The sequence below is a fragment of the Mycobacterium sp. UM_CSW genome, from assembly GCF_000455205.1.
Classification (GTDB): Bacteria; Actinomycetota; Actinomycetes; order Mycobacteriales; family Mycobacteriaceae; genus Mycobacterium.
Genome location: NZ_AUWQ01000022.1, coordinates 109,552 through 135,831, shown reverse-complemented (window position 1 = coordinate 135,831; position 26,280 = coordinate 109,552). Strand labels below are relative to the sequence as shown.

The window sequence follows — 26,280 nt, the reverse complement described above, 5'->3', positions numbered from 1 at the left end:
GGGTGGTGGTATGTCGACCGGGCCTGGTGGGGGTCTGTCCACTGGACCGGGTGGAGGATTGAGCTCTGGACCTGGCGGAGGGTTGAGCTCTGGCCCCGGAGGCGGGTTGTCGACTGGCGGTGGAACGCACTACCGCAGCAACATCCCGCCGATCCAGGTCTTTTTACCTTATCTACGCGAGAACGGCTATGGCTGGGCGGCCGACATGCTCGCGAGTGCGCACAATCTCAAGGCCTGAGATTCGTCCTATGCGGTCCGCATCAAATTGGTAACCACTCAATGCACGCTGCAAGGAAAATGCCGACGAGTGACCCCAACATTATTGCTGCACGGATGCAACTAGTCCTGGATGGGCAAGATGACTGGTGATGAGATCTCAGTCAATCTTGGCGACGCAACGCCCCGACATCTGCTGGTGGATTGGGCGAACGATCAGGATGCATGGGTGCGTCAGCTCACAGCGGAGACGATTCTGTCGCATCAGGCGCCCAGCGAAGACCTCCTGGACGACGTCTACAGGACGTTCTTGGGCGAAAAAGGCCTAGGCGAAGCCGGCCCCGAAATCCCGACCCTCGAGCTGTCGGCCGCTGAGTCCTCGGAAGAAGAGACGCTCGAACTTGTCAGTCTTGCCGGAGTAGAGGGTGTTAACGCTCTGGCTACTGACCAACAGCTGGACTTCGACCCCGATTTGACCATCCTCTTCGGGCAGAATGGGTCGGGCAAAACCGGCTACGCCCGCATCCTCAAGCGCATTTCCGCGGTCCGTACGGCAGAAGACATCCTGCCTAATGCGCATGTCGTGCAGCTGGATTCGCCGCCGCCTCCCTCAGCCGATATCGGGTATCGGCTGTCGGGGAGCAACCTCTCCATCCACTGGAGAAATGAGGTTGGGCTCGCTCCATTTACCCGCATTAGCGTCTTCGACGCTGGTGCGGTTTCGCTGCACGTCGACAACGATCTCGGGTACGTCTACACGCCAGCCGAGCTTGCGCTGTTCGCGCACGTGGCTGCGGGAATACAGGGCGTTCAACAACGCATCGCCGCCGAAGTTACCAGCCTGACGCCCGGTAGTAACCCGCTTCTGTCGAAGTTCACTCGCGGCACGGCGGTATATCCGCTGATCGAAACTCTGGGATCGGCGACCGATCTCGCCGAACTCGATGCCATGGCGGCACTACCGGAAGACGCTGAAGCAGACCGCGAACGCCTCGAAAGTGAAGTCGCGGCACTGCGGTCCAACACATTGGATGCGCTCGTCGCGAATGCTCAAGAGACGGAACGTCACCTCACGCGCCTTCATTCGGTTCTGACTTCGGTGACGAGTTTCAATGAGGATGCGTATGAGGCTGCGAGGGCCGGGCTGGAAACCGCTGAGAGGCGGCGCGCAGAAGCGCGCGAGCAACTCTTCAGCCCCAACGAGCTGCCCGGGTCGCCGGATGAAAACTGGCAGGAGTTCGTAATAGCAGGTGACCGCTATCGTCAGCACCTCGGCAAAGACCACTACCCACGCGATGGCGATGCGTGTCTGTATTGCATGCAAGAGCTAAGTCCAGCTGCATTAGATCTCCTGACCCGCTACCGAACTTTCCTAGATGAGACGCTCGTCCAGCAGGTCACGGAAGCAAAGACTGCGGTCGAAAAGGCTGGCTTGATTCTCGATGTAACGGAATTGACTCGCGCTAGCGAGTTCGCAACCGAGCAACGCGACGGAGAAAGTCCTCCGGTCTGGGCTGCCGCGGCAGTCGAAGCCTTGGACTTGGCTCGAAACACTGCACACGAGACTACTCAAGCAAAAGCCTTGTCGGAGAGCGGAACCGCGATCAAGGCGAACACGTCAGCCGCCGCAGTGGCACCCGTGCTGGCGTCCGCTTCCGCTACCGCCAAGCGGTTAGTCGAAGATCTTGCGAACGCTGCGACCGCGCTTGCGGAGAAGCAAAAGGACCTTGCTGAACTGACGGCACGTCTTGAGCTCAAGCGCAACATAGCAGTCGCGCGCGACTATATCCGTCGCGCCAGGCGGGCGGAACAACTCAACAAGCTTTCGCGCGTCATCTCGAACGGTGCCGCCAAACATCTAACGGCGCAGTCGAAACTAGCGAGTGAAGACCTGGTGAATAGGAACTTCGAAACCCTGTTTCACGAGGAATGTGAACGACTGCGAGCACCACAAGTCGCGCTGCGTTTTCAGGGACGGAGCGGACAGGCCCAACGGAAGAAAGTCGTTGCGAGCTACAGGCCGTCGTCGGTGCTCTCCGAGGGGGAGCAAAAGGTTCTTGCCCTTGCGGACTTCCTAGCTGAGAGCCGGATGCGTGATACCAAAGCGCCACTGGTATTCGATGACCCCGTCACAAGCTTGGACTACCGTCGGCTCGACGAGGTCGCGGCAAGAATTCAGAACCTTGCCGAGACACATCAAGTCATCGTGCTGACTCACAACATCATGTTCGCATCGGCCCTTATCTCGGGGCGGCAGAGCAAGAAACTCCGAGCGAAGATCTACGAGGTCCGTGATGGCGGCGAGACCAAGGGAATCCTGGCGCCCGACGTGGAGCCTCGTCTCGACACGCCCGCCGATCTAGCCAAGAGAATCAACACGAAGTTGCAAGAAATTCCGAGTGCCCAGCCGGTCGTCCAGGACGCACTGATCAAGGAGACCTACGATCTCATCCGTGCATGGTGCGAGGCCTTCGTGGAGCAGGAGCTGCTTCAGAACGTCACTCAGCGCTACCGGAAGAACATTATGATGACGCGCCTATCGAAGATTGACACCAGCCGCCTTGATGCCGCGGTCGCGGTTATCGAGCCACTGTTCGACCGAGCGTGCGAGCGCATGACTGGCCATGCGCACGCCGCGGAGTACATGAGCACTAAGCCCACCGTCGCAGAGCTGCAAGAAGACTGGGAAAGGGCAAAGGCAGCCCGCGCCGCCTACCGCGGCTAAGCCGTACGGCAAGACATCCAAATTCCGCCCACTTCACCGACCGTCACGCCTCATGCTTTCAGGCTGCCAACCTGGGACGGCCTTGTCGGAGGTTCATGCTCCGGTAGTCCGCCGCTTGAAGCTGTCGGCAGCCTCCTTCAACGCGTCAGGCTGCGAGTGGACATAGGTGCGCATTGTGAACGACACATCGGCATGCCCTAACCACGCCGCCACCAAAACAATTGGCACCTTCTGGAGTGTCATCAGGGTTGCACAGGTGTGCCGCGCGTCGTGCAATCTGAGCTGAGGAACGTTGAGATCGGCGATCGCTGAACCCCATAGCTTCGACAATGTCGAAGGATGGTATGGCTCGCCGGCCTCGTTGCACACGACGTATCCTAGATCGCTGTAAGCGGCTCCGAGGTAGAGCTTTTCGGCGGCCTGACGAGCTTTGGCGGCTTTCAACTCGGCGAGCAGCGGGTCAGGGATAGGCAGTGTCCTATTTGAAGATTGGGTCTTTACATCGTTGGATTCCACGGCCTTCCCCTTGATGTCGAGGCGTGTTCGGCCGATTCGTATCAGCTTGTTTTCGAGGTCGATGTCTTCCCACCGTTGCCCCGCGATTTCCCCGCGCCGCATTCCCGTCAATGCCATGTGCCAAGCGTGGCGGTTGCGGTCGTCTTCGATGCCGGTGAGCACGACCGCGACTTGTGCTGGGGTAAAGGTTTGCGCGCCTCGGGGTTTGCCTGCGACCCGGTCAACGACCAGTGCGACATTGCGGACCAGCAGGCCCTCAGCCATGAGTTGGCCGAGAACTTGTCGCAGTGCCGTGAGCATATAGTTACATGATCGTGCGCTCCATGGTCTGCGTGTGCGGCCGCCCGACCCTTCCATGCCGCCTTGCCGCAGCTTCGCGATGACGTCGTCGATGTGTCGGCGGGTTAGTTTCTGGACCGGGATATCGCCGAGCTCACTTCGGATCGGTTGTAGTACATACTCATAGCCGGCGGCGGTCGTCGGCTTGATCCTGTGGCGCGAGGCCAGCCATTCAGCGCAGGCTTCCTCGACCGTTAGCTTCGTTGGCTGAACATAAGTTCCGGAAGCCACTTTGCCTTGCACTTCTGCGAGCGCTTTGCGTGCCTCTTGCTCGGTGGCGTATCGGCGCCGGAGCTGCTTGCGTTTTCCGTTGACGTAGCCAGTGTCGACGGTCAACTGGTACCGGACTGCTGGTTTGGCGCTACCGCGCTGGGTAATCTCGACGCGCCGAATTTGGGGAGGGAGTTGACGACGTTCAGGCATCTTCGGGACTTCGTCTGCGAGGCGTTCGAATCAGGATGCGAGGCGCCGGTGCTGCTCGATGAACTGCTCAAGATCCTCCGGGCGCACTCTGCGGCTGCTGCCGATTTGGATCCAGGGTAGCTTGCCACTGTCGAAGAGCCGATATACCGACGATCTGCTAATTCGTAGCGCAACGACGACGTCCGCAACAGTCAACAGTTGTGCTCGACAAGTTTGGACGGCCGAGTCGACAGGGTCATGCCGACTGATGGAGGTGCTCATTGACTCACTGTACGAAGACTCAAGCGCTGGTGCGATAGCCAAAGGAAAGTTTCTACATCCGTATCAAGACGTCGAAAGTACTGTTCACCAGGATTTCCCGTTGCTTCGCGATCGGCGGGGACCTTGTGAGAACCCGCAGCAGCGGCGCTTGATGGCATCAGAAAGTATCGGCGTTGACAGTGGCATAACGAAGGTTACCGCTCGTAGGGTCCGATTGTGACAGGGCATGCGGGGCGAGCGGATTTGGGACAGTGGCGATGCGCTGGCCCGCCGTGTCCGAGCATCGTTGAGAACGCGCGAAAGCGGTCAGTGCTACTGAGTCATATAGTGTTTCATCTTGCGCGGTACCGCATGTCCTTGGCGGCCTTAGCAGAGTTCGAACGGCGCCATGAAAACGCCCAATACGCCGAGGATCTTGAGGACGCGTATCTCCGCCTTGAAAGCATGATGAGGCAATTCAGTAGCGAATGCGACGACGCCCATGCGGGTTGGGCTCAGTTGCAGAGTTTAACCGAATCGTCACAGCACAGATCTGCTGAGATCTGACTTCGATAGCCGTGTCCCAACGGCGTGGGCAGCTGGCGATTTTGGTCTTGACAAGCCCGTCTTCAGGGTTGGTGATCGCACGCGGCTGGGTCCGGTCAGGTGGCGTAAACGGCTGGTGCAACGGCAACGCTCACCTTGAAGTGTTGGTGGCTGAACAACTTTCGATCATGTTGTGATCGGGTGATGCAGGATGGCTTGAACGGCTAGTTGTCGGTCGGCTCCGGCCACGTTGGGCGGTTGCCTAAGGCCGATGTCGAATAGAGGATACGCGCCAGTGCGACCCGTATTCGGCGTGAACTTGGCCGATGCAATGAGCTGACCGCTGGGTTGGCATTTTGAGTAGTTTGGCGGTCGAAGCTCACGCGTCTTAACTTCGCTGGAGCGTGGTACACAACATGTCGGTGCGAGGTGTCTTCGGTCGTATCCGCGGAGCCCTTCGGGCCGGTGTATGTCGAGGTCGCAACCGGCACTGTGGGTTGTCCGACTGGCCCCGGGCCAGATTGCTGGCTGGTGTCAGATGTGAGGCATTACTGCCGATCTGCTATCAGGAAACCGATGTGGTGTCGCGCCGCCATCGCGTCAGGTGATCAGCTCGAAGTGGCTCCCAACTTGTGCTTATAGGTATCAGCTAACGCGTACCTCTAGTACCGGGCGGCTCTTGGGAGAAGCACATGCGCTAGGTCGCGAGCAGCGTGCAGCACCTGGCTGTCGAGCTCATTCTTGCGGGCGCGGGCGGTGAGCTGATTCAGGAACCAGGCGCAGTTGTAGGGGTCGTCGAGTAGGTGCAATTCGATGTCGGCGGTTGTTGGCGGGCGCGGGACTAGCACTGGTCGAATGATGGCGGGGGAGCGCCGGGGAACTTCGACAACCTGAATTGCGAGGCCGGCGCGTTGAGCGGCGGCGCGTTCAGCGTGCGCTGCGCGGCGACAGGTAGTGGAGCACCAGATTTTTCGCCGCCCGCGTCGCGGCCCGTCACCTGGTAGAGGACCGTCTACCGGCTGCCCACAGCGCGGGCAGGCAGGGTCCATTTTGGCGCCATTCATACCCGTCAATCTTAAAACGTCACGACGATAGGTTGCGATACCGAGACCTAAGTGCAAGAGGTGTGATGTCGACGCGGATCTGAGAAAGGGCATCGACGCCGGTGGTTGTTGACGGGGCGGGCGATGGCGCAGTGGGCCGATGGGGACGGGGTGGGTTATGCGCGCAATCAGTACGGTGTGCAGGCGGTTGGGCAGGCGAGGCGGGCAGACGGCGAGGGCATATCGGAAGGGCCACGCGAAGGTGCTCTCGGCCCGGCGGTCGTTAGCGGTGGCGAACAGAGGGCGACTGTAGGTGCAGCGACGGCGGCGCGATCCTTTCTGGCGCGACCCGCCATCGAGGCTGATGTAGCTGGGCTGTACCCATGATCGGTCAACCCAGCTGGAACAGCGGATGGCTGGCGAGTGACTGGCGTGGGCTGGCGAGTGACTGGCGTGGGCCGGCGCGTACTGCATGGAGGAGGGGAAGGTTCGGCGGACGCGGAGCAATCGGATGGCGAGTCGGTGATACCCAGGACATCTCTTCTGGCAATGGCTGGCGAACGACTGGTGTGGGCGAGCGCCGCATGTGGCCTCGGCTGCTTGGGACGCGCAGTTGCCGCCGTGTCGTTTGTTCACAATTAAGACAAGACGGTGCGTGCCATTGCGTCGTCGCGGGCGCAGTCAGCGATACCCGCGGTGGTCGCGGAGCGCCAAGTGTCGCCAGGAGCCGGGCCGCCGGCGAATCTAGCGTTCGGTCTGATCCAAGCGCTGCGGCCACGACAATGGATCAAAAATGTCCGCGTTGCGCCGCACCGCTGGCCACTTTGTGGGGCAACGTCCGCCAGGACTACGCGTACAAGGTGCTACCGCTTTGTGGTGTTCTGCTTGGCCACCAAACGTCTATTTTCGTACGGCTCTGTTGACTGTCACCGCCATGATTAGTTCACGCACGTTTGGCTGCCGCTTGGAGAGCCTGGAGTGCGGTGTAAAGATCGGTCTGCACGATCGTTCAGCGGCCGCTTGAGCACCGCTGTCAAGGAGGCAACATGTCCCTGGCTCGTAGTGGAGTTCCGGATACTCGGCCGTCTCCCTCTTGATGCTTGCTTCATGCGACGATGCGTCCGGTGTTCTCGACCGAGGCTGAAGGACTCGTCCACAACCGCCCGAAAACCGCTCCGGAATGTAGTTCGTCGATAAAATGATCTTCGTGAAACGTCCCGGAAAGTCCTGGCGCACAACTTGATTGGCGAAGCCCGCCGTCCAACGGTGAGAGGAGGCGGGCCACCCGGCCCCAACCGGTTACGGCGCCCGCGTGGGAGCCGCTCCCGGCGCTACCGCCCCTCACTCCGGACGGCCTCGGTCACCCCGGTTCGTGCGTCAGCCGAACCCGGCAAGCGCCAGGCGCAGCGTCTCTTCCAGCTGAACGTGAAACTCCGAGGCCTCGACACCCCGGGTCAGCCAGCGATCGATCACGAATTTGACCGTGGCCAAGCCGGTGTGCACCAACAGCGCGGGGCGGATGTCGGCCGCGGCGTCGACGCCCATGCGAGACGCCACTTGCTCGACGAGCTCGCGATGTTCGGTTTCGGTGACCAGCACCGATTGACTCAATAGATGCGGGGCTGTGGCGACAGCCTGCCGCCACGTTTCCAGCGTCTGTGCCTGAGTGGCCTCGGCCTCCTGGGCGCGCGCGACGAACAGCCGGATCAACGCCTCGACCGGCGACTCGTCCAGCGGTCTGGCGCCGTAAGCCTCGACGATCTCGGCACTGGCCTCCCGGAGCGGACCGACCAGCAGGCCCTCCTTGGTGGGCGCGTGCCGGAAATACGTGCTGATCGATATGCCGGCCGCCGCCGCGATGTCTTCGGTGGTCACCGCGTCGAACCCGCGCCGGGCGAAAAGCCGCTGGGCGGTCTGCTGGATCTGCGAAATCAACTCAGCACGGCGGCGGTCCCGCAACAAGTCAATCTTTGCTGAGGGCATGCCTTCACCTTCGTCAATCCGACATACCAGTCCGCTGGTGCCGCCCAGCGGCGATCCAGATGAGTGACTCTACACTATTGAAAGTCCCTATCAACTAGTCTAGTGTGACTCAGCACACGCCGATGAGCTGGGAGATCTTCGGATCTGAAAGCATTATCTTTACAAAGTTGGGCCGCGGAGCGCTCGGCGATCGCCGTTCAGCACCAGCGGCAGGGTGGTGGGGAAAGCGCCGATGACGGCGGTAACTGGTAAGTGGTAGACGGTGGCATAAATTTTGCTAGACATACGACAAATAGCCGCGCGATGACGACAGAACAAGACGGCACTGTCGCCATCGCCAACTGGTCCACCGGATACGTCAAGCGTCACCCAATTGCCTCACTGACCACCGTCGGCGAGCAGTTCATCCTCGGCACGCGCACCATCCAGTACTTCTTCATCGATCTCGTCACCGGCCGATTCCAGTGGCAGGAGTTCGTCCGCCAGGGCGCGTTCATGGCCGGGACCGCGGTGCTCCCGACGATCCTGGTGTCCCTGCCGATCAGCGTCACGCTGTCCATCCAGTTCGCCTTGCTCGCCGGCCAGGTGGGTGCCACCTCGCTGGCGGGCGCGGCCAGCGGGCTCGCCGTCATCCGGCAGGGCGCGTCGTTGGTGGCCGCCGTGCTGATGGCGTCGGCCGTCGGGTCGGCGATCACCGCCGACCTGGGTTCGCGGACCATGCGCGAAGAGACCGACGCGATGGAGGTGATGGGGGTCTCGGTGATCCGGCGCTTGGTTGTCCCCCGCCTGGCCGCCGCGGTGATGATCGGCGTGGCGCTCACCGGCGTCGTGTGTTTCGTCGGTTTTTTCGCCAGTTACATGTTCAACGTGTACTTCCAGAACGGCGCACCGGGCAGCTTCGTGTCGACGTTCGCGTCGTTCGCGACCACCGGGGACATGATCCTGGCCCTGCTCAAGGCCATCGTGTTCGGCGCCATCGTGGCCGTCGTGTCCAGCCAGAAGGGCCTGTCCACCAAGGGCGGCCCGACGGGCGTCGCGAACTCGGTCAACGCCGCCGTCGTCGAGGCGATCCTGCTGCTGATGATCGTCAACGTCGCCATCAGCCAGCTGTACATTATGTTGTCGCCCAGGACGGGCCTGTGACATGACGGTCTCCGCCTATCGACCGTTCGCACCGGTGACGGTCCCGATCATCCGGCTGTACCGCCAGGCCACTCCGCCGATCATCCGCCTCGGCCACCTGCTGGTGTTCTTCATCCGGGCGATGGTTGCGGTGCCGCTCGCCTTGCGCCAGTACCGCGGCGAATTTCTGCGGCTGTTGTCGAACATCACCTGGGGCAACGGCTCGATCGTGGTGGGCGGAGGCACCGCCGGCGTCGCCGTGGTGCTCGGGATGACCGTCGGCGCGCTGGTGGGCATCGAGGGCTACAACTTCCTGGACCTGCTCGGCCTGGGCCCGGCGACCGGCTTCGTCTCGTCGTTGGTGAACACCCGCGAGCTGGCGCCGCTGATGGCGTCGTTGTCGTTCGCCATGCAGGGCGGCTGCCGCTTCACCGCACAGCTGGGGTCGATGCGCATCGCCGAGGAAATCGATGCCCTGGAATCCGTTGCGATCCGGCCGATTCCGTATCTGGTGACGACCCGGCTGATCGCGTCGGTGGCGGCGATCGTGCCGCTGTATGCGGCCTGCCTAGCGATCGGTTACCTGACCACCCAGGTCGTCGTCGGCATCAGCAGCGGCGGCTCGACCGGTTCTTACCTGCACTACTTCACGCTGATGCTGGCCGGACAGGACATCGTCTACTCGTTGATCAAGGCCGTCATCTTCGTGTGGATCGCGTCGACGATCCAGTGCTACTACGGCTATTACGCGACCGGCGGGCCCGAGGGCGTCGGCGTGGCCGCCGGACACGGCATGCGGGCCAGTATCACCGTCGTGATCATTGTCAACATGCTGCTCACCATGGCGCTGTGGGGCGTGGACGCCGGCGCGAGGTTCGGTGGTTAGACATGCCGAATTCCTTTGAGCTGGACGGGCGCGGCCCGTCGGACCGGCAGCTACTCGCTACCGGAGTCGCGGTCGTCGTCGTGGCGTCCCTGCTCACCCTGGCGATGTTGGTCAAATCCACGGGCAGGCTCAACGACTACGTTCGGGTGGTCGCCGACCTGGTCAACGTCGGCGACGGGCTCCCGCAGAAGTCGGACGTCAAGTATCACGGCGTGCTCGTCGGAATGGTCGACGACGTGACTCCAGCGGCCAACGGCAAACCCAACTACGTCCACATCGACCTGAAACCCGAATTCGCCAAGTCAATTCCGGCGGCGGTGACCGCGCGCGTGGTGCCCAGCAACGTGTTCGCCGTGTCGTCGGTTCAGCTGGTCGGCAACGGGCCCGGTGCGTCGATCCGGCCAGGCGACCACATCCCCGAGGACACCCGGCTGCCGACCGTGCTGTTCCAAACCACCGTCAGCAAGCTACGCGACCTGCTGGCCGCCGCCGGTCGCGGCCGTGACGACCGGTCGGTGGGGATCCTGGCCGCGCTCGGCGCCGCCACCGATCACCGCCGCGTCTCGTTGCTGAACGCCGGGGCGCAGCTGAATCGCCTTCTGGACCAGCTCAATTCGATCGTCGGCACGGACACCGGCCCGTCGACGGTATCCGCGCTCATCGATGCCGCACAGGGATTGCAGCAGACCGCGCCGGATCTGCTCGACGCCTTGCACCAGGCCGTCGAGCCGATGCAGACGTTCGCCGAGACGCGCGAGCAGGTGGTCTCGCTGCTTTCGGGCGCCGACTACACGCTGGCCACGACGCAGACGTCGTTCAACAATCACATCGACCAGCTGATCCGGATCACCACCGATTTCACGCCGGTGCTGGGCGTCTTGGCGATGAAGTCCAACAACTTTGTGCCGGCGGTCACCAAGTTGGACAACCTGGCCAACAAGTTCATGGAGCAGGTTTGGATGCCCGGCAACGACGTCGGCAACATGCGCGCGATGCTCACCTTCACCCCGTCTTCCACCTACACCCGCGCCGACTGCCCGCATTACGGAGAACTGAAGGGCCCGAGCTGTTTTACCGCCCCCCTGATCCCGGTGCGGCCAGACCTGCCGGAAGTGCTGCTGCCGCAGAACTATCACCCGCCCAAGGACCTGGCACCACCGCCGGGCACCGTGATCGGTCCCGACGGCAACCTCGTCGCGGTCGGGCCGCCGCTGATCAACGGGCCCCCCAACCTGGTCGATCCCAACCCCCCGCTAGCACCTGGCATTACGCCGTCGCCGCCGGTGCCGGGCAGCGCCAACCCCGACAACCCCTCACCCGGGGCGCCCGCGACCCCGGCGCCGGACGCGCCATGGGTGGCGCCGGTCGCGCCGAAAGCCCCGTGGATACCGCCAGCGTCGTATCGCGGGTCGTTCGGAGGCAACGTGGGCCCCGTCGGCAGCCAGTACGAGCGAAACATGTTGAGCGCGATCACCGGCCAGCCCGCCACCCCGGCGACGGAGCTGCTGCTGGGGCCGGTGGCCAGGGGCACCACGGTCTCGCTCGGCCGCGCAGCGAAACCTGCACCTGGAGGACCGAATTGACATGCCGGTGAGATTCCGCGGCCCGCTGATCGGGCTCACCCTGTTCATGGTCGTCGCGTTGACGCTGACCTGGCTGGTGTATGTGAGCCTGCGTCGTGACGTTGCCGGAAACACGGCCGGCTATTCGGCGCTGTTCACCGATGTCTATGGGCTGCGCGAAGGCGACGACGTGCGCATGGCCGGGGTCCGGGTGGGGCGGGTTGAAAAGGTTGAGCTCGACGGGAAGCTGGCGCGGGTCGCGTTCGTGCTGCAGACCGATCAGCGCCTGTACGGAAACACGGTCGCGTCGGTGACCTACCAAAACATCGTCGGGCAGCGTTACCTCGGGCTGTCTCTTGGCACGGCGGGCACTCAGGCCCTGTTGCCGCCCGGCAGCGTCATCCCGTTGGAACGCACCGACCCGTCGTTCGACGTCACCGCGTTGCTCAATGGCTATGAACCGCTGTTCAGCCTGCTGAATCCGCAGGACGCCGACAACCTCACCAAGGGCATCATCCAGTCGCTGCAGGGTGACACGTCGTCGCTGACGACGCTGATCAGCCAAACCTCCACGCTGACCGAGACATTCGCCGGACGAGACCAGGCCCTCGGCGACGTGATCACCAACCTCAACAAGGTGCTCGGCAACCTCGCCCGGCAGAACGACAACTTCGACGGCGTCATCACCGAGACCCGCGAGGTCGTTGCGCAGCTGGACAGCCGACGCCCGGAGCTGGTTGCTTCGATCGGCCAGCTGTCGCGGGTGATGGGCCGGCTTTCCACATCGGCCAACGACGTGTATCCGGCGCTTCGCGAGTTCGTCGACCGCAAACCGGGCGTGGCCCGGCACCTGATGGACGTCGAACCCCAGGTCGCATTCTTCGGCGACAACATCCCGCTGCTGTTGAAAGGGCTCGCCCGGGTCGGCAATCAGGGCGCCTACGGCAACGCCTACGTCTGCGACGTGAACTTCCTGGGATTCTTCCCCGGCCTCAACGACGTGGTTCCGATCATCGTCGCCGCCGCCACACCCGGAAACAAGACATGGCACAGCCCGAGATGCAGGAGCACCGCCGGTGGCTAATACCTCGGTCCGCCTTCGACTTTCGAAGCTGACGAATCGCCCGCTGGAGAGCTACAACAAGACGTGGCTCGGGTTCATCGCCGTCGCGGTGGTCGCAGTGGTGATCGGGGCAATGCTGGCGGTGCACGCGCTCGGCGCCGGATACCGGCACTACACCGCGGAGTTCCTGCAGGCGGCCTCGCTGCGGGCCGGCAATCCGATCGTCGTCGCGGGAATTCCCGTCGGCAACGTGACGAGCATGAAGCTCGACGGCGATCACGTCGAGGCGGGATTGAAGATCCGCGACAACATCGTGCTGGGCAAGGACTCTCGCGCCGAGATCAGGGTCACCACCATCCTGGGCTCGCGCTACCTCGCGCTGGAACCGAACGGCCCGGGCTCCCTGCCCCGCAACACCTTTGATTTGTCGCACACCGAGGTGCCCTACGATCTACAAGCCGCGCTGCAGGATGCCACCACGACCTTCGAGCAGGTCGACTCCGACCGGTTCGCCCAATCGCTGGCGGTGCTCGGCAAGCAACTCGAGGGCCTGCCCGCCGTGGTGCCGCAGGCCATCACGAACATTCACTCGCTGTCATCGATCATCGCGATACGCCGCGACCAACTGGGTCAGCTGCTGCGCAGCACCGAGCAAGTCACCAACACCCTGCGACGTCAGCAGGCCGGCATCGGCAATCTGATCAACCAGGGCCAGGACCTGCTAGGCCAATTCGTCTCGCGAAGGGCCGTTTTCCACGCCATGATGCAATCCCTGACCAACCTCGTCAACACCATGAGCCAACTCGTCGTCAACGACCGGGCCGGCCTGGAATCGTTGATCAAGGACATGGGCGACTTCACCGGCATGATGTCCAAACACGACGACCTGCTGGGCAACCTGCTGCAAATCAGCCCGATCTTCTTTCGGGAAGCGGCCAACCTCACCGGCGAGGGCAACGCCATCAACTTCAACGCCAACAACGTCCCGCTCATCGACTCGTGGATGTGCGCCATCAGCGGACGCGCCAAACAGTTCGGCATGATCCAGTACTTCAAGGACTGCAAGTGACCGCGGCCGGGCTCAGATCCAAGGCGATGGCCATCGGCGCCGCCGTCGTGGTGCTGGCCCTCGCGGCGGGCGTCGGATGGTGGTACCTGGGCTCCGATCAGGATACGATCCGCGTGACGGCCCAATTCGACAGTGCCGCCGGTCTTTACGAGGGCAATGTGGTGGCGGTGCTGGGCATGCCAGTGGGTAAGATCACCAGGATCAACCCTAAGGGGCCCTACGTCGAGGTGGAATTCACCGTCGACCGCCGCGTGAAGGTTCCCGCTGCCGTGCAAGCCGTCACAGTATCCACCTCGATTCTGACCGACCGGCAGATTGAACTCACGCCGCCCTACCGCGGCGGGCCGGTCCTGCAGAATCACGACACCATCGGCCTGACCCGCACCAAGACGCCCGTCGAGTTCAGCCGCGTGCTCAGCGTTCTCGATCGCGTCACCAAGTCGCTCGAAGGAGACGGCCGCGGCGGCGGGCCGATCGCCGACGTGATCAACAACGGCAGCCAGGTGGTCGACGGCAACGGCGCACAGATCAAGTCCGCGCTCGACGAGCTGTCCAGGGCGCTGCGCCTGTCCAGCGACGGAGGCGCCCAGACCCGCGACCAGATCACCACGATCGTCAAGAACATCAGCGCGTTGTTCGACGCGGCGGCCGCCAACGACTCCAAGCTTCGCGAATTCGCATCCACCATCCACCAGGTCAGCCAGATCATGGCCGAGGAGGACATCGGCAGCGGCGACACCGGCAAACGCTTCGACCAACTGGTCGAGCGGGCCGGCGACCTACTCGACGCCAACCGCGACGCCATCAAGCAGGCCCTGCTCAACGGCAACGGCACAGCGAAGGCGGTCACCGATCACCGGCGCGACCTCGCCGAAATGCTCGACGTGGCACCGATGGTGGCCGACAACGCCTACAACATGGTCGACCGGGCCAACGGCGCGGTGCGGGCCCGCTTCCTCACCGACCGGTTGCTCTTCGACAGCCAGTACACCAAAGAGATCTGCAATCTGATGGGCCTGCGCCAACTGGGCTGCAGCACTGGGACGATACAGGATTTCGGCCCCGACTTCGGATTGACCTACGTGCTCGACGGCATGGCCGCGATGGGGCAGAAATGATCACCACCCGCGCTGCGGTCGCCATCGCGGCGACAACGCTCATCGCCTCCGGATGCAGCACGAATGGTCTTGCCAGCCTGCCCCTTCCGGCACCGGGGCTCGGCTCCGGCGGATACATCCTGACCGCGGTGTTCTCCAACGCGCTCAACCTTCCGATGAACGCCAAGGTCAAGCTCGCCGGCGCCGACGTCGGGCAAGTCGAATCGATGACCGCCCGCAACTACACCGCGGTGACCACGCTGCGCATCCGCAACGGCGTGTTGCTGCCACGGGGCAGCACCGCCGAATTGCGCACCGCCACACCACTCGGCGACGTCTTCGTCGCGCTCAAACCACCCGCCGACGATCCCGCGGACACACCGATGCTCAAGGACGGCGACACCGTCGGGCTGGATTCGACGGCCGCGGCCGCGACCGTCGAATCGGTGCTCAGCTCGGCGGCGATCCTGGTGAACGGCGGCGCGGTGCGCAATTTCACCAACATCATCAACGGATTCGGCAAGGCCACCGGTGACCAGGGACAGGCCTTCGGCGAGCTGATCCGCAAGTCCAACCAGCTGGTGGGCACGCTCGACGCGCGGTCCGGCCAGATGTCGGCGGCCCTGACCCAATTGTCACGTCTGGCAGACCAACTCGACGCCAAGGACCACACGATCACCGACCTGATGACGGCGGCCCGGCCCGCGACCTCGGCCCTGGCCGACAACACCGCCGAGCTATCCAACCTCGCGGTGCGGGCGGGCGACACCGCCCGGTTGTTGGCCAGGTTCCCCTCGATCGGCGGAACCGACACCAGCGGCCGCAGCATCATCCGCGACCTGAACACGATCGCCGGCGCCGCCAACGACGTCGCGGTGAGCCCGGACACCAGCTTCTACGCGATCAACCGGTTGATCCCGCCCCTGGTCAAATCCACTGCGGGAAGCGCGCTCTCGGTTCATGTGGGCGTGGAAAAGCTGATCCTGGGCTCACTTCCCGACATCGGATACCCCGGCGACATCGGGCTGCACGGACCGCACCACTACAACATGAACCTGCTCGTCGGCACACTTAAGTACACGCTGTGGCGCCTGCAGGAGCGGGTGGTCGGCCGCGGACCGAACTCCCCGCAGGTGCCGGTCATCCCGGACCCGAACATCCCCGGCCAGATCGACGCCGCACCCGGCCCACCGCCAGGGCCACCGCCATCGGAACCACCGCCATGATCGCCGAAGTCGCGAACGCCGTGGTGCGTGTGGTGCGGGCCGGCCACCGCCAGCAGGTCTGGCTGTCGGTCGCCGGGCTGGCGCTCACCCTGGTCGTAGCGACTGCGTATCTGCTCATCGGCGCGTTGCGGGTGACCCCGTTCGCGTCCTCCTACCGCGTCACCGTGCAATTGCCGGAATCCGGTGGGCTGCTTCCCAATCAGGATGTCGCCCTGCGCGGGGTCCGTATCGGGCGGGTGGAGTCGCTGCGCATCACCGACACCGGAGTCAACGCCATCGCCAGCATCGCCTCGACGGTGAAGATCCCGGCGAACAGCGTGGTGCACGTGTCGGCGCTGTCGCCGGCCGGCGAGCAATACATCAACTTCGAAGCCCAGTCCGACGCCGGGCCTTACCTGCACGACGGCAGCCTGATCGCTCTCGATCACACGACCGTTCCGGTCAGCTTGGCGCAGTTGCTCGGCGACGCCGACGGGCTGCTGGCACAGGTCGATCCGCGCAAGGTCGAGCTGATCAAAAAGGAACTGAGCATGAGCAAGGAGGGTCCGGCGAAGCTGGCCGCCATCGTCGACGGCGGCACCTTCTTGTTGTCGACGCTGGACTCGGTGCTCCCGCAGACCACCAGCGTCATCAAGACCAGCCGCGTGGTGCTCAACCTGGCCGGCGATAAGAACGCCGGCCTGGCGGCCACCGCCACCGAACTCCAGCACACACTGTCCGGCGTCGCCCGGATGCAGGCCGGCTACCGGCGATTGACCGAACGGACGCCGCGGACGCTGTCGGCCGTCGACAACCTGTTCGCCGACAACTCCGACACCATGGTGCAACTGCTGGGCAGCATGGCCACGATGTCGCAGCTGCTGTATCTGCGGGTGCCGGCGCTCAACGCGCTGTTTCCCGACTACCGGGGCTCGGTGCTGGACGCGGTGACAAGCGCCTTCCACGACAACGGGGTGTGGGCGATCGCCGACCTGTACCCCCGCTACGTATGCGACTACGGGACCCCGGCGCACCCGCCCTCGTCCGCCGACTACTACGAGCCGTTTATGTACACCTACTGCCGCGACGACGACCCCGCCGTCTCGATCCGGGGAGCCAAGAACGCCCCGCGTCCGGGCGGCGACGACACTGCCGGCCCGCCGCCGGGCGCGGACCTGGGCCGCAGGACCGACCCGACACCGAAGGGCCGCTTCACCATTCCCACCCCCTACGGCGGTCCGCCGCTGCCGATAGAACCGCCGCACTAGAACTGGACGCAGTCAAAGGAGATCATGGTGGTCGCGACCATTAAAAAGGACCCGAAGGTGGACGACAAGACAGTCGGCGAGGCGCAAGCCGACGTTGACGCCCAAGTCGACGAGCCGCAAGCCGACGACGCGCAAGCCGACTCGCCCGCCGACGTGGACGGCGACCCGCCTCCCGACGAGGACGCCGACCCGCCCATCGCCGAGGACGAAGAAGAGGCGAGCACCGGGCTGCTGAAACGCAAACGCCCCACGGCGGCGCGCGCCAAGCGCTCCTGGCGGAAGTACCTGCACTGGCAATACGTGCGCCGCGCCGTGCTGCCGGTGCTACTCATTGCCTCCCTTTCGGTTTCGGGATTCCTCGGTTGGAAGCTGTGGCAGGAGCACGAGGTGAAGCTGGCCGGCGAGCAGGCGCAGCAGGCGGCCATCGCCTACGCGCAGGTGCTGACGAGCATCGACTCGAACAAGGTCGACGAGAACTTCCGGCAGGTGCTCGACGGCGCCACCGGCGAGTTCAAGGACATGTACACCCAGTCCAGCGTGCAGCTGCGCCAGCTACTCATCGACAACAAGGCCAGCGCGCACGGCGTGGTCGTGGACTCCGCCATTCAATCCGCATCGACTAACAAGGTTGTAGTACTGGTCTTCATCGACCAGACGGTCGCGAACTCGACCGCGCCCGACCCACGCATCGACCGCAGCCGAATCAAGATGACGATGGAAAAGGTCGACGGACGCTGGCGGGCCAGCAAGGTCCAGCTGCTGTGATCGCCGTCGCGGCCCGACGGATTGTCGCGACTCTCGTATTGTGCGGCGCCGCAACGATTCCCAGCCTCGGCATTGACACCGGCCGCGCCCACGCGTCGGCGCCGTCGTTCTGCGGGGGCGAGCTCGGCGGCACCTGGGACGGCCAGTACTGCCACGCCTCAGTGACCTCCGAACGCAACGCCGTCCGGGACATCAAAGTCGCCGTCCCCGACGACCTCGTCGACAACCCGACCACCGGGCCGACGATCCGCGATTACTTGCGCACCCTGGTCAACAACTGGAAGACCGCCAACACGCATATGGCGGCCGACAGCTACGGCGAAGAGAACTTCGAAATTTTCCGGCACGCCAACCTGCTCAGCGCGGTGTTCCATGAGAACTACCACGCCGACGGGCCCCAACCCAATAACGCCTACCGCACCTTCACGTTCGACATGGCGGGTGGCCGGCGCGTGCAGCTCGCCGACCTGACGACGTCGAACCCGTTGACCGCGATCCCGCCGCTGGCCGCCCCGTTCATTCAGACAGCCCTCGATCAAGCTCCGCCGCCGCATGATCCGGGCAGCTATCCGTTCAAGCTCGACCGCTGGATGCCCGACAAGGTCTACTCGGGCGCGTACAAGGCGTGGGCGCTGACTCCCGACGAACTGATCCTCTACATGCCCGATTACCCCGTCGGCCACGACGAACCGATCGACTTCACCCCCGGCGTCATGCAGTGGTACATGGACGGCGGCACCGTCCAGGCTCACATCCCGCTTTCGGCGCTGGGGGCGGTGCTGCGGGTCTAGTTGGCCTTGCGGCGACGCCGGTCGAAGGAGATCGCGTCGCCGATGAGTTTGGTACGGGTGGCGTGGCCGCGATCGACGGCCACCGTGCTGCTGCGTCGGCCCGGCAACTCGCGTCATCGCCTACCTGCCCGGCGTCGAATCGCCCGTATCTGAGCGGTAGCCGGCCAAAAACGCGCCTGCCTTCCGGGACGGCGCCGGAGTGTCATCCGAGGCGCGGGCCGTCAATTGATGCACATTTATGCGCCGATGGACAGGGACGCAAACCCCACGAAACTGGTCCATAAACTGTCACCGGTTACTTATGACACTAAATGACTAAATGAACTGTGATGGTCGAGATATATGAACCCCGGTAAGGTGCAGCCGGCGGACCTCGTCACAGGCAGAATGCTGCCACCATGGCAGTGTCGGTCACGACGTCCTCCACACCTCCGGCAAATCAACTACGGCCGCGACAGTCGATTGACCATGTGTGTAGGCGCAATGGCCAAAGCACCGAAGCCGTCAGCGGCTCAGCGTGTTTGGCTCCTGGCAACCAAGGGGGCAACTTCGACCGGCGCTCCCGAGAGTCACCGGCGTCCGCGGCGAGGTGCCGGCTCGTCGGGGGTTATAGATGTTGCCGAGGCGGGCAGTTGGTTGACCATATCGCACTTGTTGGTATTCTCCTGGCTAGATGGTGGCTAGTTATCGGGCTAGAATGCCGGTTATGAAGTCGGTGCCATTGACAGAGGCCAAAGACAAGCTGTCCGCGCTCGTTGACGAGGCCGACACCACCCACGAAATCATTCAGATCACTCGGCACGGCCGGGTCGCCGCGGTGATCATGTCCGCGGACGATCTTGAGTCCCTCAACGAGACGCTGCACGCGTTGCGGACCCCAGGCCTCGCAGAAGAACTCAACCAAGCCGACGCCGATTACGCCGCCGGAAACACCGTCAGCGGCGAGCAGATCCGCCAACGCTACGGCCTGACGTGACGCAAGGCGATCAGCCATGGTCTGTCCAGCTGTCATCGACTGCGGTCCGTGCGCTCGATCGGTTACCACACAAAGTCGCTTCGGCAATCGTTGAGTTCGTCACCGCTGCGTTGCCGAGCGACCCGTACCGACTATCCAAGCCGCTTCGGTTTGAGTTCGAAGGATGGCGCGTGGCCCGGCGCGGCGACTACCGAGTGACATTCCGCGCACTTGAGGATGACCGGGTGCTCTACGTCGGGCGCATCGAGCACCGTGCGCATGTCTATCGACGCCAATGACTTTCGGACACCCCTTCCGCGGTAGTGCAACACGCGGACACACGCGGCCGCGCGAAACGCTCCCTGGCCGCCGCAATCGAAGCGCGTGTCGAAAGTGTGCCGCCGGATTAGTCTCTGGCGCGGGACGGAACCAGATCCGAGAAGTTCTGGCGGATCTTTTGCCGCGTCTTGTCTGATAACGCGTTTGCTTTCAGCTCCTCAAACAATGCGCCGACTTGCCGTCCCCGTTGGGGGAATATCTCTCGCGTTCCGTAGTTTTGAGCAGGTTGCCGTGCCAGTCGGCCCAAATAAGTGCTTCTTCAGCGCGCCGGCACAGTAGCGTCTCGGCGGCGTTATCGAGGAGGATTAGAGCCAGCCGCCCGTGGTCAGAACAGCTAGCCGACGGGCCTCCACGAGCTCGACGACTGTGCGCTCCAGACGGTCGACGCTGATTGATGCCCCCCTACGTACCGTGCATGTCGATGCTAGCCCGTAGCGCCCTGTACATGGTCGATCCTCCGACCAGCAATGTGTCCGGCGACCGGCATACCGTGGGCGGCCAGGTCGCGCACGTGGGCCAGCCGACGACCGGTCAGCGCTGGTGGACGACCCCCGACGCGGCCGCGTGCCCTGGCGGCGTCAAAGCTAGACCGTTGCCGTAGCTGTCACCGGCAGATCGTCGGGCGTCAGGCTGAAGCAGCGCATGGCATTGCGCCAGCTGACCTTTTCTCGATCCTCGTCGGACAGCGCGCTCAATTTGTCAGTGACCGAGTCGCTGACCTCGTCGCCCATGAGACAGGTGGGGTGCGGGTAGTCCGACTCGAACATGACGTTGTCGATGGGCAGGAGAGCGAGGTCGTCCGGCCGCAGCCGTTCATACCAGGTGTTGACGTAAATCTGGCGGCGGAAGATGTCGCTGGGCAAGTCGTCGCGTCGCAGGCTAGGCCTTGTCTCCCAAGGCCGATACCGCAGAAAGTGCACATCGAGGGATTCCAGCAGGAACGGCACCCAGCCCGAACCGCTCTCGACAATCGCGAACTTCAGATCCGGATAGCGGGTCGGCACACCGGACATGATCAAGTTGCCGGTCGCCTGGATGTTGTCGAGGAACGTCTTAAGAACGCCCGTGATCGCGGTGACGTTGTTTCCTCCCGGGATCAGCACGTTGTTGTCGCCGCCCTCACGCTCCCGAGCCATCTGCTCGGAGAACTCCTTGAGATTCGTCGACGTGCCGGCATGGAATGCGATCGGCAGGTTTGTGGCATTGATGGCCGACCACAGTGGGTCCCAATGGCGACTGGCCAGGACGGGGGAATCGTGATACTCCGGCGTGCCGCTCATGACGAAACCTTTGTGCCCGAGCTCGGCGCACCGCTCGATCTCCTTTACGCAGCCTTCGAGGTCCCAGTACGGAATCACAGCAAGTGGAATGAACCTGCCCGGTTCGCGCTGCTTCCAGCTCAACACGAAGTCGTTGAAGGCCGCGATCAATTCGAGTTGAAACTCCAGGGAGGCACCGGGAATCGTCTGGTAGCGGTCGGGTGACGTCAAGCCAAGATTGGGATACAGTGCGGCCGCGGTAATGCCGTAGTTGTCCATCACTTTGGCGCGCGCGCTGGGATCCCACGACGAGGGGTGCACCTCCTCGATGTAGCGCGGGCAGGCAGGGAAGTCGTCCTTGCGGCGATGCGGCTCGTCATCGTCGGCGCTGTTGTACATCACCGTCAGCGCAAGGCTGTTGACGGCGTGGTCGGCGATGTACCACATGTCGGAGTCGTTTTCCTCGTTTCGTTTGATCCGCGGGACAAGTTCGCCCCACTTCGTCGACATGCGGGACAGCCAGGTGTCTGGCGGCTCGCAGACGTGGGCGTCAGCATCGATGATCATGGGCGCTCCTGTTCTGGGCTGGTGAGCCAAACGTAGGAACCGACCTTTGCAGTGTCAATGAACGTTTTGCTATTGCAAAAGTTTGTTGCGGGACGTTATTTTGCTTGCCACTGCACACGAAAGGCCCGCGATGTCACGAGCAGCGCCGGCGGTTGACCGGGCGGTACAGGTGGTCAATCTGCTCGCAGGTCTTCGCGGCGAGACGCTTTCGATTTCGGAGATCGCCGGACAGCTGAGATTTAACTTGTCCACCTGCCACTCGATGCTGGCAGAATTAGTGAAAGCCGGTGTGCTGGTGCGTCATCCGGGAACCAAACGGTATGCGCTCGGGCCCACTCTGGTCACCTGGGGTGTGGCGAGCGCGTTCGACTCCTACCGCGTGTTGGAGTTCGCCGAACCCGAGATGTCGCGACTTCGCCACCAGCTCCACGTTTCCTGCGTTGCGCGCGCACTCGTCGGCCCGGACACGGTCGTACTCGCCCGCCGCGACACCGACGGTCCGATCGCCGCATTCACCCCGGTCGGCTACCGATTGGCCGCCGTACCGCCGATCGGTGCAGAGTTCATCGCATGGGAATCGGACGCCACCATCGACGAATGGCTCAATCGCCCGCAACGCGCCCTCGACACCACGGAACGAACACGAATGCACGCGCTGCTGGCCGAGATTCGGCGCGACCGATACCGCTTTCTGTGGGCCGATCCAGCTGAGCAGACTCCGTTAGCGACCGAACTCATTCAAACTTCGGCTTCTGAGGACGAACCGGGCGGCGACCGACTGTTCGAACTGCTACAACGGCGCGGATACGGTCGAGGACCACGCACCGGCACCCTGAGTGCGATAACGGTGCCTATCTTCGGCGCCGACGCCAAGCCGGTGCTGGCGCTGCTACTGACGTTTAACCCGGTGCCGATCGACATCTCGGAGGTGGAACACTACCTGCGCCCGCTCATCCACACGTGTCAGCGGATTACGACGACGATCGGCGGGCGTGCGCCCAATTAGCTCGAGAACTTTAGTCTGCTGCCGGCTACGACGCACAGAACTCCATCATCACCCCAAGGTTGTCGCGCGGTTCTATCGCCAGAGTCGACGGCCCGTCACCGTCCACCAAATCGATACCAATCGCCTTGAAGTGCGCATGAGTTCGTTCCAGATCGGCAACCTCGAACACAGTTGAGCGGATGCCGTCACCGTAACGGTGCAAGTGTTCGCTGATCGCGCCCTCGCCGGTCGGCGAGATCAGCTCGATGGTGGTATCCGCCAGTAACATCCCAATAATCGTGGCGCTCAATGATTTCCGTGATTCTTTGTAAACGATCATTGCGCCGAAAAAATCGGCCAGGAACTGAGCCGCCCGGTCGCAGTCGTGGACCGCCACACTCAAGCGCCTCAAGCCTGTGTAGCCGATCGGATGTGCACGCCAGCGCTCCGGCGAGTGCAGCGGTTCGAGCCACTTCAGGTTCGGCATTACCCGGAAGTCTCCGTCGAAGAACTCCCACGCGATACCCAACGTGTCCGCGGGATGGGTGTGGATCGCGTGGCCGATATCGCGGACGAGCCGGATGTTGCGCATGGTGACAGCGCGGCGAGCCGCATCCATTCCGGTTTGGTATTCGATACCCACGTAATGAGGACCGTACCGGGCGTTGAGCAGGAACTGTGGGGGCGAGAACACCTCGAACAACACGTCGCCGATATCCAGCAGGCACGCATGCCATTCCGGTTGCGGCAGATCCAACACCAACTGCGCGCCGAACACCCGCTGGAAGTGCATGACCGCCGCGTCGAACTCCTCAACGACGATGTTGATGTGGTTCATCCGAAGACATTCCAAAGGCGGCAATACATTCTCGTCGAGGCCGGCGAATCCCATGACCTCCCCTCCTAGTGTTCGTTTTGCGCGTCGTGAGCAGACGCCGCAAGATATCACCCGCTTCCTGGCACGCCCAGTCCCCCCGCTAGGCCACGCTCAACGTGGTTTCGTGCGCTGCGACGATTGATGTCGCACGCCGCGCCTGCGGTTCCAGCGCCGGCACCCGCATCTGTCGGCGATCGAGCGGAACCCCGTTATAGGCCCGCGGCGGAGGAAGATACGGCGCCGCTGCGGAGCGGGGTGCCGGTCGCTGCCGGGGCGGACCGAATGAGGTAGGTCAGCTGCTTGGCCACGAACGGCAGGCTGATCACCGGCGCGATGAGCCAAGGAAGGTTCTCAAAACCGAGGATTACCGTGATCTCCCAGAAGCCAAGTTTAAAGTCGCTGAACCCGTGGCGGACCTCCATGAGGAAGTAAGTGGCGAAGAGGCTCAACATCCCGGCCATCGCAAAGAATGCCCACCACAGCGCATTGATGCGCTTAGGGTCGTGCGTCGCCGCACTGCGAAGCCGAAACCACTGCACCAGGAGAATGACGGCCAAGGCGACCACCGCCAGTTCCAATCCCCACAGGCCTCCATCGCTGGTGAGGTAGCGCTGGTCCACGTCGCCGTAGTACCACCAGGCGAAACCCCAGGTGTCCTTCGGCGTCAGATGCATCCATCCCATGAGGTCACCGATGAGCCAAGGTGTCTCCCAAGTGATCTCACTACCAGCGGCGGCCGCAAAGAACCAGATCGTCTGGAACTCGTTGGCTCGTTCGAGCAACGTACGATTCTCCCCCGGCGCATCACGCCAGGCCGTGACGAAGACGATCATCATCGGAATCGTGAACACTGAGCAGGCGATGACACCCGTCGCACGAACCATGGGAATAATCCCGAGTCCCGCCGCGACGATAGCCCCGGGGAACGCGATCGTCATGACAATCGCGCACCAGATATAGACGCGCTTTCGCTCCTTCGCCCACGGCCGAGTGAAGTCATGCTGCTCTGTGAGTTGCTGCACCGACACTGAAGTGTCCTTTCATTCCAACGAGTGACGTCGGGCAACCAGCCGACTCCGCCGCCTGAATGCCTCAAAGCAGAACCGTAATTCTGCAACTCTCCTGTGTCAATCCCTTCCGGCGGCGTTCGTTCCTTTCGACCAGCCTCAGCGCGCTCGCCGTTATAGCAACGAATTGGTGCTTGAAATGGCCTTGCCTGCAAGCCTTGAAGCTGCGGAGTATGCGCAAGCTGCGACGGGGCCACCAGACCGAGCGCTGCAACCCGTGGTCGGCGGCAGCGCCGCGTGCCCTACCTCGGGTAGGTAGCAGAACTGCGATTTCATTCAATATAACCGTGATAGCATCAACTCTTGCAATACGCGTGAAAGGACACAGGGGCACGCATGCCGAATCGCAGGTCGGACGCGCTGCCGGGAATCCGCGGCGCTCGTCGCGAGATGTACAGACAGCAGATCCTGACCGCCGCGGAGTATGAATTCGCTCGCACGGGTTTTGCGGAGACCAGAGTCGCCACGATCGCGGCGACCGCTGACGTGTCTCTGGCAACGTTGTACAAAAACTTCGCGGGCAAAGACGAGATTTGGAATGCTCTGGTCGAGCAAAGGACGAACGAGTTGGTCGGCCTCGCCCGCGCGGCGACCGTCGGGGTCCAGTCTCCGTTAGAGCGGATCATCGTCGGCGCGCGGGCACAGGTCGATTTTTTCGCTCAGCATCCAAACTTCCTGCGTCTCAATGTCAAAGAAAATTGGAGTTGGGCCACGGCGACCGAGGCGGCCCGCGGTGGCCAGCGTGACGCGTGGCGGGTCGGGATTGCGGTGATGGTGCGCGAGGCGGAGGCTGCCGCGGCGTCTGGCGAACTCCGACACCTCCGGCCGCAGATCGTGGCAGGACTGGCGGTCTCGGCGCTGCAGGTGTGGCTGACCGACTGGGTGAATAGCGGGGTGCAACGATCCCCGTCGCAGATCGCCGATGAGCTTCAGGACTACCTGCGCCGACTACTGGTTGTGCCACGTGCGACGGATACGACGCCGCTTCGCGATTGAACAGAACGCTGACGTAATACGCCGGGCGGGACCTCCGGCGACCAACCAACGATGCAAAGAACTTTATTCGGGCGCGTTGTATTGGAGGACTCGTGCATTCAGACTGAAATGAATACGCAAGCGCGACGTCGCGCAAACAATGAGAAGCGCAGGCACGTTCGTGCCAGCGACGGGTTCAGGGGAGGTGACCCGCGCAGATCATGGCAATCGTCGGTCAGCGAACGCCTCTGGCGTCGATGCACAGGGCTGTGCCGACCAGGTATTCAATCGTCTCGAAATCGTCTGTGCCTGTTGGCATCCACGTCTGCAGGCCGGAGATATCGCCGGGCTCATCATCTGCGCGCGGAGGCGAACAGGGTGATTCACAGCGGCGTCG

21 protein-coding genes are annotated in these 26,280 nt (G+C 63.1%); 15 read left to right on the top strand and 6 right to left on the bottom strand.

Annotated features, from left to right (window positions below; all coding sequences use genetic code 11):
* The first annotated feature begins 349 nt into the window (after positions 1-349).
* The gene (locus N415_RS09895; protein WP_068180309.1) at positions 350-2,941 is read left to right on the top strand and encodes an AAA family ATPase; all 2,592 of its coding nucleotides are present in this window, start codon (positions 350-352) and stop codon (positions 2,939-2,941) included.
* Positions 2,942-3,034: 93 nt separating this feature from the next.
* On the opposite strand, the gene N415_RS09890 is transcribed toward N415_RS09895, so the two are convergent.
* The 3 genes from N415_RS09890 to N415_RS09880 all read right to left on the bottom strand — a co-directional run bounded on the left by N415_RS09890 (position 3,035) and on the right by N415_RS09880 (position 8,031).
* Entirely contained in the window at positions 3,035-4,132 is a 1,098-nt protein-coding gene (locus N415_RS09890) for a tyrosine-type recombinase/integrase (RefSeq protein WP_239645488.1), read from the bottom strand.
* Positions 4,133-5,667: 1,535 nt separating this feature from the next.
* Positions 5,668-5,853, bottom strand: a complete 186-nt coding sequence (locus N415_RS09885) for a hypothetical protein (RefSeq protein WP_068180303.1) — start codon at positions 5,851-5,853, stop codon at positions 5,668-5,670.
* Between the two features lie 1,572 nt (positions 5,854-7,425).
* Positions 7,426-8,031 carry a TetR/AcrR family transcriptional regulator gene (locus tag N415_RS09880; RefSeq protein ID WP_068180299.1) on the bottom strand — a complete coding sequence of 202 codons (606 nt, stop codon included), beginning with the start codon at positions 8,029-8,031 and terminating at the stop codon, positions 7,426-7,428.
* 303 nt (positions 8,032-8,334) lie between these two features.
* Here N415_RS09880 and N415_RS09875 point away from each other — a divergent pair, with 303 nt between their 5' ends.
* From N415_RS09875 to N415_RS30555, 12 genes are all read left to right on the top strand, one after another.
* Positions 8,335-9,174: an ABC transporter permease gene (locus N415_RS09875; protein WP_068180296.1), complete on the top strand. Its 840-nt coding sequence runs from the start codon at positions 8,335-8,337 to the stop codon at positions 9,172-9,174.
* Position 9,175: 1 nt separating this feature from the next.
* Entirely contained in the window at positions 9,176-10,039 is an 864-nt protein-coding gene (locus tag N415_RS09870) for an ABC transporter permease (protein WP_068180293.1), read from the top strand.
* Positions 10,040-10,041: 2 nt separating this feature from the next.
* Complete coding sequence (locus tag N415_RS09865) at positions 10,042-11,622, top strand: MCE family protein (RefSeq protein WP_068180291.1); 1,581 nt, start codon at positions 10,042-10,044, stop codon at positions 11,620-11,622.
* A gap of 7 nt (positions 11,623-11,629) precedes the next feature.
* Positions 11,630-12,685: an MCE family protein gene (locus tag N415_RS09860; RefSeq protein WP_068180365.1), complete on the top strand. Its 1,056-nt coding sequence runs from the start codon at positions 11,630-11,632 to the stop codon at positions 12,683-12,685.
* Entirely contained in the window at positions 12,678-13,733 is a 1,056-nt protein-coding gene (locus N415_RS09855) for an MlaD family protein (protein ID WP_068180288.1), read from the top strand. The genes N415_RS09860 and N415_RS09855 overlap by 8 nt, the downstream gene beginning before the upstream one ends.
* Before the next feature lie 26 nt (positions 13,734-13,759).
* Positions 13,760-14,851 (top strand): MCE family protein, encoded by a 1,092-nt coding sequence (locus N415_RS09850; protein ID WP_068180368.1) that lies wholly within the window; start codon positions 13,760-13,762, stop codon positions 14,849-14,851.
* On the top strand, positions 14,848-16,056 hold the full coding sequence (locus N415_RS09845) for an MlaD family protein (protein WP_068180285.1): 1,209 nt from the start codon (positions 14,848-14,850) through the stop codon (positions 16,054-16,056). The genes N415_RS09850 and N415_RS09845 overlap by 4 nt, the downstream gene beginning before the upstream one ends.
* The gene (locus tag N415_RS09840; protein WP_068180282.1) at positions 16,053-17,303 is read left to right on the top strand and encodes an MlaD family protein; all 1,251 of its coding nucleotides are present in this window, start codon (positions 16,053-16,055) and stop codon (positions 17,301-17,303) included. The genes N415_RS09845 and N415_RS09840 overlap by 4 nt, the downstream gene beginning before the upstream one ends.
* A gap of 21 nt (positions 17,304-17,324) precedes the next feature.
* Positions 17,325-18,068 carry a hypothetical protein gene (locus N415_RS09835; RefSeq protein ID WP_081665158.1) on the top strand — a complete coding sequence of 248 codons (744 nt, stop codon included), beginning with the start codon at positions 17,325-17,327 and terminating at the stop codon, positions 18,066-18,068.
* A gap of 38 nt (positions 18,069-18,106) precedes the next feature.
* On the top strand, positions 18,107-18,859 hold the full coding sequence (locus tag N415_RS09830; RefSeq protein ID WP_068180360.1) for a mannan-binding family protein: 753 nt from the start codon (positions 18,107-18,109) through the stop codon (positions 18,857-18,859).
* Positions 18,860-19,565: 706 nt separating this feature from the next.
* Entirely contained in the window at positions 19,566-19,835 is a 270-nt protein-coding gene (locus N415_RS09825) for a type II toxin-antitoxin system Phd/YefM family antitoxin (protein WP_068180279.1), read from the top strand.
* Complete coding sequence (locus N415_RS30555; protein WP_081665157.1) at positions 19,832-20,113, top strand: type II toxin-antitoxin system RelE/ParE family toxin; 282 nt, start codon at positions 19,832-19,834, stop codon at positions 20,111-20,113. Before N415_RS09825 ends, N415_RS30555 begins: the two co-directional genes overlap by 4 nt.
* A gap of 624 nt (positions 20,114-20,737) precedes the next feature.
* On the opposite strand, the gene N415_RS09820 is transcribed toward N415_RS30555, so the two are convergent.
* Positions 20,738-21,979: an amidohydrolase family protein gene (locus N415_RS09820; RefSeq protein WP_068180276.1), complete on the bottom strand. Its 1,242-nt coding sequence runs from the start codon at positions 21,977-21,979 to the stop codon at positions 20,738-20,740.
* A gap of 130 nt (positions 21,980-22,109) precedes the next feature.
* On the opposite strand from N415_RS09820, the gene N415_RS09815 reads away from it, so the two are divergent.
* Complete coding sequence (locus N415_RS09815; protein WP_081665156.1) at positions 22,110-22,985, top strand: helix-turn-helix domain-containing protein; 876 nt, start codon at positions 22,110-22,112, stop codon at positions 22,983-22,985.
* Between the two features lie 25 nt (positions 22,986-23,010).
* On the opposite strand, the gene N415_RS09810 is transcribed toward N415_RS09815, so the two are convergent.
* Both N415_RS09810 and N415_RS09805 read right to left on the bottom strand, forming a co-directional pair.
* A complete protein-coding gene (locus N415_RS09810) occupies positions 23,011-23,856 on the bottom strand; it encodes a VOC family protein (protein ID WP_081665155.1) in 846 nt (281 codons plus the stop codon).
* A gap of 194 nt (positions 23,857-24,050) precedes the next feature.
* Positions 24,051-24,869 (bottom strand): Emopamil-binding protein, encoded by an 819-nt coding sequence (locus tag N415_RS09805; RefSeq protein ID WP_239645487.1) that lies wholly within the window; start codon positions 24,867-24,869, stop codon positions 24,051-24,053.
* 375 nt (positions 24,870-25,244) lie between these two features.
* On the opposite strand from N415_RS09805, the gene N415_RS09800 reads away from it, so the two are divergent.
* Entirely contained in the window at positions 25,245-25,904 is a 660-nt protein-coding gene (locus tag N415_RS09800; RefSeq protein WP_239645486.1) for a TetR/AcrR family transcriptional regulator, read from the top strand.
* Positions 25,905-26,280: the final 376 nt, after the last annotated feature.